This is a genomic window from Micromonospora sp. NBC_01412 (assembly GCF_045040215.1).
In the GTDB taxonomy this organism is placed as follows: domain Bacteria; phylum Actinomycetota; class Actinomycetes; order Mycobacteriales; family Micromonosporaceae; genus Micromonospora; species Micromonospora rubida.
On the sequence record NZ_CP109528.1, the window covers coordinates 3,753,205 to 3,767,121 of the forward strand.

Sequence of the window (13,917 nt, forward strand, 5' to 3'; positions counted from 1 at the left end):
CGCCACCGGTCGCGGCTCCACGCGCCGAGGCAGTACGGCCTGTCGGACGCTGTCGTGGAACAAGAGCCGGAGTGACGTCCATCAGCGTAGCGGAAGCAGCACAAGGCATCAGGACACCGAACGGCCGATTAGCGGGTCCCCGGCGCCTCGGCCGTAGAGCCCACAGTGGCCTGCCGCCTACGCGCAGTGCACCCACGATAGATACTGATCTCGGCATGTGATCAGCTATCGGCGACGGCCGCTATCAGTGCCCCGACGACCAGGTGCGGACCAAAGGCGGTGCTTTGCGCACGGCGCCGCGCCAGGCGTGCCAGCGCTTCGGGTACGGCGAGCACGAAGGGCAGTAGGTCGCCGAGGAACATCGCAAGTCAGCCGGCGGCGCGCCCAGTGCCGCGCCGAGCAGCGCGGCCACCCGCACGTCACCCAAGCCCATTCGGGTCTGCTGCACCGGTAGGTGACATCTGAGATGGCTTGCCCTGGTGGCGGGCTGGAAGGATGTTGCCGTGCCCAAGCCCTACCCTCGTGAGTTCCGCGATGACGTCGTGCGGGTGGCCCGTGACCGGGACCCTGGCGTGACGGTCGAGCAGATCGCGAAGGACTTCGGAGTCCACCCGATGACGTTGTTCAAGTGGTTGCGCCAGGCTGACGTTGACGCTGGGACCAGACCGGGTGTCAGCGGCAGCGAGTCAGCCGAGTTGCGCGAGGCCCGCAAGCGGATCCGGTTGCTGGAGCAGGAGAACGAGGTCCTGCGCCGGGCCGCGGCGTATCTGTCGCAGGCGAACCTGCCGGGGAAAGGCTCTACCCGCTCGTGAGCGAGCTGGCCGCCGACGGTATCCCCGTAGCGGTGACGTGCCGGGTATTGAGCATCGCTCGTCAGCCCTACTACCGGTGGCTCGCCCGGCCTGTCGGCGACGCCGAACTCGTTGCCGCTTACCGCGCGAACGCCCTGGTGGACGCCCACCGCGACGATCCGGAGTTCGGGTACCGGTTCCTGGTTGACGAGGCCCGGCACGCTGGGCATCCGATGGCCGATCGAACCGCGTGGCGGATCTGCTCGGGTAACGGCTGGTGGAGCGCGTTCGGCAAGAAGAAGCGCCGCGGCAAGGGCGGCAAGGTGGGCCCACCGGTGCACGACGATCTCGTGCGCCGGGACTTCACCGCGCCACGGGCGAACCAGCTGTGGCTGGCCGACATCACCGAGCACCACACCGCCGAGGGCAAGCTCTACCTGTGCGCGATCAAGGACGTCTGGTCGAGGAGGATCGTCGGCTACTCCATCGACTCACGGATGAAGTCCCGGCTGGCCGTCAACGCGTTGCACAACGCCGTAGCCCGACGCGGCCGAGTGGCCGGCTGCGTGCTACACACCGACCGCGGGTCCCAGTTTCGCAGCCGGAAACTCATCCGCGCCCTCAACCAGCATCACATGATCGGGTCGATGGGCAGAGTCGGCGCCGCCGGCGACAACGCCGCCATGGAATCGTTCTTCGGCCTGCTGCAGAACAACGTCCTCGACCGGCGAACCTGGACCACCCGCCAGCAGCTCAGGACCGCGATCGTGACCTGGATCGAACGGACCTACCACCGCCGCAGACGACAGCGATCCCTGTCCCGGTTGACCCCTATCGAGTACGAGACCATCATGACCCCACCGGCCAGTCAGGCCGCGTGACTGAAACTGTCACCTACCGGTGCAGCAGACCCGTATTCGAGTGTCACGTACCTGCCTGTGTGTAGCGCTTGGACGCCTTGGGCTACGGCGCGGGCGGTCGTGTGGTCGGCGGACACCGCCTGTTCGATCTGGGTGTCGTCGAGGCGGACCAGCACTTCCGTGTACAGCTCGTAGTCGCTGGTCGTGTCTGCGGCGAGGCGGAAAAGGGCGGGCAGTGCTGAGGCGTCTCCTTCCTCGGCCGCCGCGATGAGCGCTCGGCCACGGTTGACGACGACAGTCGGCGGGTCGAGTTCGGTTGCGATCAGCGCGAGGAGCTCGTCCACGGTCGCTGGGCGCTGGCGTGGGTCGTGGTGGGTCGCGGCGCGGACGACCGCCCGCCACGGGCTTGCCGGAGGCAGATGCGGTACGTTCGCGCGGGGATCGGTCTGCAGGAGTGCCCAGCCGATGATCTGGCCGATGCTGTAGATGTCGGTCTGCGGGCTGACCGCGTGGGCGTCGGTGTACAACTCGGGCGCGGCATAGCCGAGGCTGCCGTAGAGCTCTCCGACCTGCGTGCGTCCCGGCGCGGTGGTCTGCCCGCGAGGACGGCGGCCCAAGCCCCAGTCCGCAACGACCCAGCGGCCGTCAAGCCAGAGGATGTTGGCCGGTTTCAGGTCGCGGTGGATCCACCCGGCCTGGTGCGGCTCCCGCATGCCTTCGCAGATCGCCGTGATCAACTCCCGCAGCGGTCCCTTTGAGCGTAGGGCGGCGGCCGTGTCCTCGGCCGAGTGATCCGCCAACGGCATGACGAGCCAGTCGAGGGTGGGGCTGAAGTCGAGGACCGGCATCACGTGACGGTTCGAGCCGAACATGCCCGCCGCGTCGACTTCGCGGCGCATCCGCGCCCGCTGGTCCTCTCCCGTCATCCGCAGCCGCTTCAACGCGACGGGCGTACCGGTGCGCTTGTGCCTGGCCCGGAATACCTGTGCCTGCCCACCGGTGTTGAGCGGTCGAGGCTCCAAGGCATAGTCCTTGCGCTCACCACGCGCCACGAGCCGCACGGCTACGTATGGATCAGCGGTGTCCGCCGCGACAACCGAGGGGACCGCAGTATCGACCGGCGCTCCGCTCGCCGCATCGGCCGCAGGCGGCTCAGCTTCGACCGGTTTCGCCGGCGCGCCGGTGCGGGCTGTGGTACGGATTCCGGAGCCCATGCTTATCTCGACGGTGATCGGGTGTGGGACTTGGCTGTTGCCCCGCACGTCGCCGAGCAGGAGCAGTCGCCCCTGTGCGGTGACGCCGAGCCCTTGGGCTCGGTTGAGCTGCATCTGCGCGACGAGGCTGGTCGTTCTGGCGGCGGGATCGACACGATGTAGGAAGACTCGCACGCCGGTACGGTCGGAACCTGCGGCGATCACCTCGCCGCCCCGAGCCACGAGGTATTTAGGATTCAGGGGCGACTCGATCCAGTCCTCCCGCCGCACCATGGTGCTGCGACCTAGGTCCACGACGGCGCTGTGGCCCTCCGCGCCGAGGAAGAAGCGCAGGTTACCCAGCCATACCGCACTGAGTACGTTCGCGTTGAACGAGATCGAGTAGCGCTGCTGGTCACCGACCGTGCCACCCAGCCGGACCAGGCCCAGCGTCGCACCGCCCAGCTCGGCGCCGCTGCCACACAAGGCCCATGCCTGCCCACCGGGACCCCACAACAGCATCCGGGTATCGCCCAGATTCCCGGCTATCGGAGTCAGAACACCGTCCTTCCACTCCACGACGGCCGAGCCCCGCCGGACCAGGATCCCACCGTCGGCCGAAACCAGAGCGCCTCCCGAGCAACCCGCCAGCGGCAGGAGCCAGTGAGCGGTGCCGCGCAGGGTGTCGACCTCCGCGACACCTTCACCGGTCGTGATCAGCATCCGGGGACCATCGACGGTGAAACCGTTGATCTCACCCCACCCCCCGCCTCCGCTGAGCAGATGCTGCAGCGAGACCTCACCTGCGACGGCGATCTCCAATTCCCACGGCATCGGCGCCCGGGTGAACGACACGAACGACGGCGGATCGTGACGCGGCGCCGTCAGCAGCAGCTCGGTCAGGTGGGTAAAGGCCATGCCGTCGAAGACCACCCGGTCACCGACCTCCTGCATCGCCTCCTCGATCGTCAGCAGGCCGCACAGCGCAGCCTCGACATGCGAACGATCCAGTAAGATCACTGTCGAGCTCTGCGGGTCTGTTGCCTCGCCGGCGTGGTCGTTGAACCCCGACATCGAGATTAGCGCGACCTGCATGTTGCTACGCCGCCGCGCGGCCTGCTGCCACATGGCGACATCCAGCGACGTCAGCGGCGAGTCGCGCCAGACCAGACCCAGCAGTAGCTTCGTGTCACCACGACGCAGACCCAGCGTCGGGCTCTCTCCGACAAGAGGCGTCGCCGGTCGCAGCTGAACGCCAGATGCGGTCAGCAGCTCGTAAAGGATGTCCAGAAGCAGCTCGCTGCGTTCCCGCTCGTCGTGATCGCCGCCCAGGAGCTGCCCGTACCGAGCGATCAGCGTTGGCACACCATCCAGATCGTTCACGTCGGCGCTGCTCACTGAACCCCCCTGATCCGCATCTCAGACATGACGTCCGTGATTTGCCTCCGTCCGGAAGGCACCAAAGAATCTTCACCTCGGGTACCCGCGCGCCGTATCCGCCGACCGGCCAGCGGGCTTTGTGGTGACGTCATCGGGGAGGAAGGGCTGGGTCGTGCCGAGTCCTGGTCGGCGATGGCTGGGAAAGTGGTGGATGGTCAGCTGCCTTTGCCGCCGCCCATGGGTAGTTTTCCAGGTCACCGACCTGCCGGGCCTACGCCAGTGCCGCATCAGCGTGCTGCCGGGCCCTGGTCCCGCGGGTTCGGACGGTCTCAAGCCGCCTGCTGCGACCGGTCCCCACCCGGCACTATCGCCTGCAAACCGGCACCCAATGGTGTCGGTCAGCGACATCGCACCATCCTCCGGCTGACCAGCGGAGCGTCACGTGCCGGTGCTCGCTCGCCCGCCCCCGTCGGAGAGGGCGCGGGGTCATGGTTCTCGAAAGGCCCTGTGGTGATACAGCCAAGGAGCGGATACGAGCTGTCGGCGGACTCTGCGACGATTCCCCCGTGGGGACCGATAATGGCATGTTCGCCGGTGACGTGCATCGCAACGACATCATCAACGCACTCAAGGTCTGGCGCGACAGCCTCGTCAACCTCACCGGCGTCAACCGCTTGATCAACTTCAAACACACCAGGACCGGCACGGTCCAGATCACCAGCCCGACAGGACAGGAGATTCTGGACGGCCTACGCGCCCGTCGCCCCTGGTCGTTCCAGGGAGTTCGCGAGGCTGACCAGCCGTTCGACGCGGACGAGGACGGACCGCTCGCCCTCCCCTCCGGTAGCGTCCTGCACAGCCCGAAGGCCGATAAGGACCTTGCGCCGGTGCTGCGCAGCCTTATGCGCAAAGCCAGGCAGGAGCACCTTGACCGTGGCCTGTCCGTTCTCTATCTGGCTCTTGGCATGCTCAACTGGCGGGACACCGACGACACGTCCCTGGCCAGCCCGCTACTGCTCATTCCGGTCGAGCTGGCAACGACCGGTCCACGAGATAGGCCCCGCCTGCGAATCGGCGAAGGTGATCCCGTATTCAACCCGGCCCTCGCTCTGCGCATGCAGGATTCCGGGATCACCCTGCCCACCGTCGACGACCTGGCCGATCTGAGCATTGACGCCTTGTTCTCCCAGGTCCGGCAGGTGGTTCGTGGTCGCGACGGGTGGAAGGTCACCGACGCCACGGTGCTGTCCTGCTTCTCCTTCCACAAGGAGGCGATGTACCGCGACCTGCTGGACAACGAGGAGCAAGTGATTGGCCACCCGGTTGTGCGCGCGCTGGCCAGCCAGAGCGTCGCTGACCAGACCAGGAACTTCCTCTTCGACGAGATCAGGCCGCAGGACATCGACCGACACGCTCCGCCGGAGGACACTCCGCTCGTCCTCGATGCCGACTCCTCGCAGCGCGCCTGCGTCGCCGCCGCGGTGGCTGGCCGCAGTTTCGTCATGGACGGCCCGCCCGGTACGGGCAAGTCCCAGACCATCGCCAACATGATCGGCGCGCTCCTGCATGCCGGTAAGACCGTCCTGTTCGTCTCGGAGAAGGCCGCCGCGCTCGAAGTCGTGCGTAACCGTCTCGCCGAGGCGGGACTGGACAACTATCTACTCGAGCTGCACAGTCACAAGGCCAGTCGCAAGGAAGTGGCGACGGCCTTGGCGCAGGCTCTCGACAACGTCCCGCTGCCGCCGCCGGGCATGGACACCATCAGCCGCAAGGTGCTCGTCGAGCGGCGCGAACAACTCAACGCGTACGCGGACGCGATGAATAAGATCCGCGAACCCCTCGGATACAGTCTGCACGACGTCCTCGGCCTGATCGCGGACCTCGATCACATCCCGGCCGCGCCGACCCCTGACCTGCCCCCGGTCAGTCTGACCCCCGAGGGTCTTAACGCCATCCGAGACGCCGCCCAGCGAGCCGCCCGGGCCTGGCGGCCCGCATCGCAGGGCCACAGCTTTTTGTGGCACGACGTCATCGACAAGGCATCACTAGACACCCGCCTTTACCAGGCGAAGATGGCGCTCGAAGAACTCGCGGGGATCACCGGGTTCAACCGGCCTCTCGCCGGCGCCTTCGCGATCACGCGACCGAGTGACACACCCGCGCTGCTCACGCTGCTCGCGCAGAACGCGAACCGCCCGGACGAGGCACTCGACGCGTGGCTGACCACGCCGGACTTCGCCGCGCTCACCGAGGTGGCCGACTACCTCGCCCTCGACCTGGCCGCCATCCGCGACACCGCCCAGGCCGCACGCGCGCACTGCGGCGTGGAATGGGCGTCGCTGCCTGACCCGGCGCTGCTGCCACCATCCCCGACCGTTGCGGACCTCGCACCCGCACCGCTGGTTCTTGCCGGACTCGACGAAGAGACCGCACAGAGCCTGGCCGACCAGTTCACCGCAGGCGCCGAGCGACTGGAAGCCCGGCTGCGGTCACTCGCCGGGCTCACCGACCTGATGCATCTGCCGCCGGTACGAACGATTCAGGACGCCACCAAGGTCCTCACCCTGGCCGGCCTTGCCTACGCGCGTCACCGCCCCGAGCGGTCCTGGCTCGCCGTGAACGGCCCACAGACCGTCACGGTTGCCGCGTCCGCCCTTCGGCAGAGCATCGCTGCCCTGGACGCGGCGGAGTCAGCCGCCCGCGCCTACTTCACCGACGCGGCGCTCGACGCGCCACTGCCCGAACTACACGACAGGTTCACCAACCTGCACAAGGGCCTGCGCAAACTCCGCAGCCAATACCGGCGGGACAAAAAGACCCTGGCCACGTTCACCGCAACCGGTGTCACCACGGACGCTGCGATCAGCCAGGTGAGGCTCGCGGTCGCCTGGCAGCAGGCCCACGCCGGCCTTGACGCCGCCGCCACCGCCAACGCACAGACCCTCGGCTCCTATTGGAAGCAGCGCACCACCGACTTCTCCGCCGTCGACGAAGCCGTCGGGTGCGCCGAACAGATCCTGCGCCTGACCCCTCCCGGCGCGCTCCTGGCAGTAGCCGAACATGTCTGCGCTCCCGACCCATCCGCTGCACTACGCGACTTGATCGGGCACGTCCACGCCGACCTGGACCAGTGGCGCACCACGCTCGCGCCGGCACCGGCGCCCGCCGCCCGCCCGGAACTCCTCCTCGAACCGCTTACCGCGGTGATCGCCTGGCTACGCGGCCACGTCGCGCCGCTGCGCAGCGCCGCTACCCGAGCCGGGGCCGTCAGCGCGGCCACTGGGCGAGCGCTGAGTCTGGCCGAAGCGGACGAGATGCTGCGCTACCGGCAGGCCGCCGCCGACGCCGAATTGGCACTGCACGGCCGCGCGGACACCTACCGGGCGACGTTCGGTGACGTCGCCTACCGGGGCGCGGACACCGACGAGGCCGTGCTCACTGGCGCGCTCGCCTGGGCGCGAGCGACCCGCAGTGCCCGTATGGGCTCCGACGAGTCCCTGACCGAGGAGCAGGTGAAGGCGCTCGCCGATGCTCAGCCGACCGGGAACCTCGCCGGCGCGTACGCCAGGTGGGAGGAGGCGCTCGGTCGCATTGTCACCGCTTTCGCCACGACGCGGCACACCGAACTGCTCACCGAACTGGATGACTACCTCACCGGGGCGGAGTTCCTGGACGACTTGCGCCACGACAGCAGCGGCCAGGACGAATGGTTCTCCTACCAGCAGGCCCGCGAAGACCTGGCTGTCCACCACCTCGACGCCGCTGTCGACTTCTGCATCAACCAGGCCGTCGCGGCGACCCAGGTGCCGCAGGTCGTCGACCGGGCGCTGCTGCGGGCCTGGGCGGATCACATCATCCGCGACGACAGCGCCCTGCTACCCCTGCGCGCCCAGGACCGCGGGGCCCTGATCGAGGAGTACCGGCGGCTCGACCGGCAACTCATCCCCGCCGCGACCAGCGATATTATCCGCGCCGTCAACACCCGCCGGCCGGCCTCGGTGGACGTCGGAGAGCCCGCGATGATCCGTCGCGAAGGCATGAAGAAAACCCGGCACCGCCCGGTACGGGAACTGATCGGGTCGACCCGCAACGCCACGCTCGCGATCAAACCGTGCTTCATGATGTCGCCGTTGGCCGTCAGCCAGTACCTGCCCTCCGACATGCCGTTCGACGTGGTGATCTTCGACGAGGCATCTCAGGTGACCCCCGGTGATGCGGTCAACTGCATCTACCGTGGCAGGGCCCTGATCACCGCCGGAGACGACCGCCAGCTACCGCCCACCTCCTTCTTCGATCGGATGGCGGACGACGGCGGCGAGGACGCGGCTACCGACGTCAGCGACTTCCAGTCCATCCTTGAACTGTCCAAGGCCTGTGGAGCATTCCGGAACCTAGCCCTGCAATGGCACTACCGCAGTCGCCACGAGGCGCTGATCGCGTTCTCCAACTACGCCTTCTATGAAGGGAAACTGGTCACCTATCCGGGCGCCCAGACCGACGGACCGGACGTCGGCGTGGAGATGTTCCACGTGCCGGGCGTCTACCGTCGGGGGACCAGCCGCGACAACCTCATCGAAGCGGCGAAGGTTGTCGAGCGCGTCCTGCACCACTACAGCACCCGGCCGGACTCGACCCTCGGCGTCGTCACCTTCTCCGTCGCCCAGGCTGACGCCATCCAGGCGGCCCTGGACCGTGCCCTGATCGAGCGGCCCGACCTTGAGCGTCACTTCGACGGAGACCGGCTCCACGGCTTCTTCACCAAGAGCCTCGAATCCGTACAGGGCGACGAGCGGGACGTCATCATCTTTTCCATCGGGTACGGTCCGGACGAGCATGGCAAGATCACCAGCAACTTCGGTGCCCTGAACAAGCCCAAGGGCTGGCGGCGCCTCAACGTCGCGATCACCCGAGCGCGCCAGCGCATCGAGATCGTCACGTCCATCCGCGCGGGCAACGTTCCCGACACGACCAACGAGAGTGTCCGCCACCTCGCCGCGTACCTCGACTTCGCCGAGCGCGGCATGGAAGCCCTCGCCCTGGACATCGGTCCCAGCGGACGTGACACCGACAGCCCGTTCGAGGACTCGGTAATCGCTGCCATCCGCTCCTGGGGCTATCTCGTGGAGCCTCAGGTCGGCGCGGCGGGCTACCGCATCGACATCGGCGTCCGTCATCCCGCCCAGCCCGGTGTCTTCGTCCTCGGCGTCGAGTGCGACGGCGTGATGTACCACTCCTCTCCGGCGGCACGCGACCGCGACCGGCTACGCGACCAGGTGCTGCGCGGACTGGGTTGGAATCTGCACAGGATCTGGGGCACCGCGTGGTACCGCAACCGTCGGCAAGAGGAAGAGCGTCTCCTCGCCGCGATCACCGCCGCCATCGCCGCACCCGTTCGTGGCAGGCTCTCCACCCTCCACGACGCCATCGAGCGCCCCGTGATCCGGACAGCTGAGGTGGACCGCGACTCCGTACCTGAGTGGACGTCGCCGTACCGCAGGGCCAACGTCACACCACTTCGCCGCTGGGTCGACCCCTCCGATCCGGCAAGCCGCTTCGACATGGCAAGTGGCATCGAGGAGGTCGCCGGCGTCGAGGGGCCGGTTCACATCGACGTCGTCCTGCAACGCCTGCGGGATGCCTGGGACATCGGGCGGGTCGGCAGCAAGATCCGCGCCAACATCGACGCAGCGATCAGGGCGGCCCACGTCGTAACCGACGGCGACTTCATCGACGTCGCCGGCCGACCTGTCGCCAGCGTCCGCGTCCCCGCCGACGGTGTCCAGCGCCAGGTGGAACACGTGGCCGACGGGGAACTCGGCCTTGCCATCACCAACCTCGTCAGGAGCGGCGGTACGGTCAACCATGACGACCTGACGACTGCCGCGGCCCGCCTGTACGGCTGGAACCGCCGCGGTTTGGGGATCACCACGCGACTGACGGTCATCATCGACCGCCTGCTGGCTAACGGAACGCTCATCGGAGATGCGACTGCGCTATCTCTCAGCGTGAACGATCTCAACCGGTCATTGCAACACCTCGATCGCGCAGGTGCTGGTGGGCAAACCAGCGGGGTGGATGAATGAGGACAGACAGGAAATGAGGGGGGCGGATCGGCGTGCTCAGGCCGCGTACCTGCCGTCATGAGCCGCCCATCCGTCGGCGCTGCCTTCGTCGGCGTCGTCACGGCATGCCTCGGAGTCGCCCAGGGCATCCGCGCCGCCCTGTCCGGAGACGGCTTCGACGTGATCAACCTGCACCTGCAGACCGACGACGTCGATCTCGCTCCGGCAACCCGCGAGGTCGATGTGGTCGCGGCCCGCATCTGCGCCCTGTAGCAATCAACCCACCGGCAGCTGCCAGCGAGCCGCGCGATCCGAGCCTAAAGGGCAGGATCACCGTGAGTTCCGGTGGAACCGGGGGTCGGCGCCTGTCACGCCTGCGTCGACAACGTCTTCCCCGACGAACATCCCGTCGAGGGGTGCGGACACGGGCGGGTCGTACGACAGGTTTGGTCGCCGCGACGCCATCGGCGTTACGAGTCCTTCCTGCCCGTTGGGCGCGGGTATTCGCTCCCACATCCAGTTCGAGGGTCGCCGCCCAACGCGCCGGGCTCGTGGGACGTCGTCACCCGCTCGGACGACCCAGCGGCCACGACCATTGACAGGACGGGCATCTCGGACACGACGTGGAACTCGCCTCTAGCGCACCCGCGCCGGTAGGCAACCGGGTCGGACCGCCTCACCAGCCACCCTGGGCGATCGGCGCTGTGCTCCCAGCGGGTGTGGGAGTGTCCTCGCAGGAAGAGGCTCAGTGGGCCGGTTCGGTCGCTTCGTCGGACCGGGATGCCACGTACAGCCGTGTCTAGCTCCATCGCGTACCTCGGGCCCTTACTGTCTGGAGGGTGCAGCGATGGGATTCGCTCAATGAGCGGCAGCTTGATGTGCTTCGCCGCGTCGCCGGAGGCGATGATCTCAGCGGTCCGGACGGGGCCGTGCACCGTCGATCCGGACGTGCGCTGCAGGACCGGGGCCTGGTGACGGTGACGCGTAGAGCAGGGGTGTGGAGGGCGTCCTCGACCGATGCCGGTCGCTTCTACCTCGCGCATGGTCACCATCCCGATCATCCCGACCACCGTGCTTCCCACTCGCGGTCCGAGGCGCCGGCACCCGGCGGCATCGCCGGCGGCGCTTCGTCGGCGACCTGCTGCGATCGGCTCGCGAACTGCTCGACCGCCTACAGCACGAGGGTGGCATGGTCCGTATCGAGAGTCCCGACAGTGGAACGCGGGCCCGGTACCGCCGGATCCTTCACGCGGCGAAGCAGCAGGGACTTCTGCCAACGGGTCACCACTTGCGCCACACTGGCCGCGACGCCGGCGACATCGTCATCCGCCTGTACGCCGACGCCGGCCCGGACGAGACCGACTGGAACCGGATCCGGCTCAACACCCGACGTGTCACCACCGACCCCCACCTGGCGTTCAGCGCCCTCGAAGCCGATCCGACCAACCTCGCCGTCAGCCCGGACTCGCTGCCCCGCGCGTTACTGCTGATCCGGCAGCTCGCCGACGAGGCGGCCCGGCGCGGGCACCGGCTCGGGGTCAACACCAAGGCGAAACACCCGCGGGTATTCCTCCAGGCCGGGCAGGTCCGACGCACGGTCACCCTGACCGAGGAACGCGACCAGGTCCCGCACGAACCCACCGCCGAGGAGCTGAAGGTGCTACGCCTGCGGCCCTGGATGAAACCCGCGGAGTTCGACGTCGTCGACTCCGGCAGGCTCCGCTTGGAGATCGCCCGGGCCGGATACGACAACCGGGACACCTGGACCGACACCGCACGCGTACGTCTGGAACAGCGCGTCGCGCAGATCATCCAAGGGTTCGAGGCTGGCGTCACCGCCGACGAACAGCAACGGCGGGCAGCCGAAGTCGCGCAGGAGAAGGCCGCAGCCGAGCACCGGCGGCGGCAGGAGGAAGCCACCCTCGCGCAATGGCACGCCGCGATGGCCGACGCCCGCGTCCGGGCCGCGGACAACATCCGCGCGGACACCTTCCGCAACGCCTACCAGGCGTGGACCACCGCAGCTGGCATCCGCGCGTTCTGCACCGCCCTTGAACAGGCGGCCGAGGGGCGGACCGGCGCCGGCGGGTACCTCGCCAGCTGGGTCGCGTGGGGCAGGGCCGCCGCCGACCGGATCGACCCCATCCGCAGTCCCCGTGTGCTGGCTGACATCGACTACAACCCCGAACCCGGACCCGACGACCTGCGCCCGTTCCTCGGTGACTGGAGCCCCCACAGACCACGCAAGAAGCACCGCCCTGATCACGACCGGCAGGCCCACGCCGGCATCCGCCGACAGGCGGAATCGTGGCACCACGGGCTGCTCGACCGCCGCGCCTGAAGTGCGTCGACACCTCAACCGTCACCACATTCCGGCCGGATGCGCACGAGCCTGCGCCGGGACCTGCCGCCATCGCGGCGCGAACCGCGACCCGGTACCACGCAACAAGCGACGCTTACCCGAAGGACGGCTGGATGAGAATCGACCCCTCCCGCTTCACCGTCGGCGACGAATGGGCGTACCGACAGTCAGACCACGGACCGTCCGAACGCGTCCGCATCCTGGCCGTCGAGCCGAAGAAGAACAGCGCCCGCCTCGAGATCAGATTCCTCGACGACCCCGACGAACGGGTGGAGAAGGTCCCCGGGTCGCGGCTGCGGGTGCCGTGGAGCGAGGTCGGGACCTTCGACACGCTGATGGCGAACTGGCAACGCATCGACGATCTGAGCCTCGATCGTACAGAGGAAGGCTGCCTCGAGGAGATCTTCGGCCTCTTGATCAGCGATGACGTAGCCGAACTGCTCTGGTCCCCGGTGTCGTGCGCCACCGACATCCACGACAGTGCCCGGCTATGCGAGATCATCGACGGCCCGATCGACGACATCCTCGCCTCGGCTGAATGGTTCGACCACGACGGCCGGACCACCCTGTCACCGGCCGGCACCCTCCAACTGGTCGAGGCCGCATGCCACGCCCATCCGACCCAGGTCCTCGACCTCGTCATCGAGCAGGAAGCCCGGTCGCGCCACAAATGCAAGTTCGGCGATGACTACCGCGTCGGCCGCGACAGCCGGTCGACGACACCGAAATGGGAGTACGACTGGTACCGCCGCCACGACCGGCCCCGTCACGAACTACTACGCCAGTGGTGCGGCCACCGGGCAGTCACCCACCACGAACGGTTCCTCGCCACCGAAGCCGAAACCCACCGCCTCGACATCCTGGTAACCGACCTCCTCAAGGCCCTAGACAACCTCGGCGAACACGAACAGGCCGCCCGGTTCGCCGAGGAGCACGAACGCGACCGCATCACACCCCACACGATGCGCCCCGTCGTCGAACGCCCCCTACACCCCTCCGAGATACCCGTACGCGAGATCAAGGTCAGGCGCCGCTGGTGGTGAACACCCCTACGCGACATGGACGCGGTGTTGTCCCCGCGCTGAGCGGGCAGCGACGGTGGCTGGGGCGATTCGTGCGTTGCACAGCACCCGTGTCACAGCTTCAGCTCGACGGGGCCGTCAGTGACACGACGCTCGTGTCACTGGCAGGAGGTGTTATGACACCGATTGCGTCCCGACGAGCTGATGCACCTTTGCCAGCGCGGCTCCCGTGCCGGCTTCCTACCTC

At 68.0% G+C, this 13,917-nt stretch carries 6 protein-coding genes; 5 read left to right on the forward strand and 1 reads right to left on the reverse strand.

The features are described from left to right. Window positions 1-503 precede the first annotated feature (503 nt). Window positions 504-1,672 (forward strand): IS3 family transposase gene (locus tag OG617_RS17305; RefSeq protein ID WP_405097895.1). Its coding sequence is split into 2 segments (ribosomal slippage): window positions 504-788 and window positions 791-1,672, totalling 1,167 coding nucleotides; the frame shifts between segments, so codons are not numbered across the junction. Here the strand turns inward: OG617_RS17305 and OG617_RS17310 are convergent. Next, window positions 1,660-4,242 (reverse strand): serine/threonine-protein kinase, encoded by a 2,583-nt coding sequence (locus OG617_RS17310; RefSeq protein ID WP_405103024.1) that lies wholly within the window; start codon window positions 4,240-4,242, stop codon window positions 1,660-1,662. The genes OG617_RS17305 and OG617_RS17310 overlap by 13 nt on opposite strands. A 548-nt stretch (window positions 4,243-4,790) precedes the next feature. Between OG617_RS17310 and OG617_RS17315 the strand changes: the two genes are divergently transcribed. The 4 genes from OG617_RS17315 to OG617_RS17330 all read left to right on the forward strand — a co-directional run bounded on the left by OG617_RS17315 (window position 4,791) and on the right by OG617_RS17330 (window position 13,691). Continuing rightward, window positions 4,791-10,307, forward strand: coding sequence for a DUF3320 domain-containing protein (locus tag OG617_RS17315; protein WP_405103026.1), 5,517 nt, complete (start codon window positions 4,791-4,793; stop codon window positions 10,305-10,307). Between the two features lie 57 nt (window positions 10,308-10,364). Further along, window positions 10,365-10,559 carry a hypothetical protein gene (locus OG617_RS17320; protein WP_405103028.1) on the forward strand — a complete coding sequence of 65 codons (195 nt, stop codon included), beginning with the start codon at window positions 10,365-10,367 and terminating at the stop codon, window positions 10,557-10,559. A gap of 1,015 nt (window positions 10,560-11,574) precedes the next feature. Further along, window positions 11,575-12,627 (forward strand): hypothetical protein, encoded by a 1,053-nt coding sequence (locus OG617_RS17325; RefSeq protein ID WP_405103030.1) that lies wholly within the window; start codon window positions 11,575-11,577, stop codon window positions 12,625-12,627. After that, a complete protein-coding gene (locus OG617_RS17330) occupies window positions 12,594-13,691 on the forward strand; it encodes a hypothetical protein (protein ID WP_405103032.1) in 1,098 nt (365 codons plus the stop codon). Before OG617_RS17325 ends, OG617_RS17330 begins: the two co-directional genes overlap by 34 nt. Window positions 13,692-13,917 lie beyond the last annotated feature (226 nt).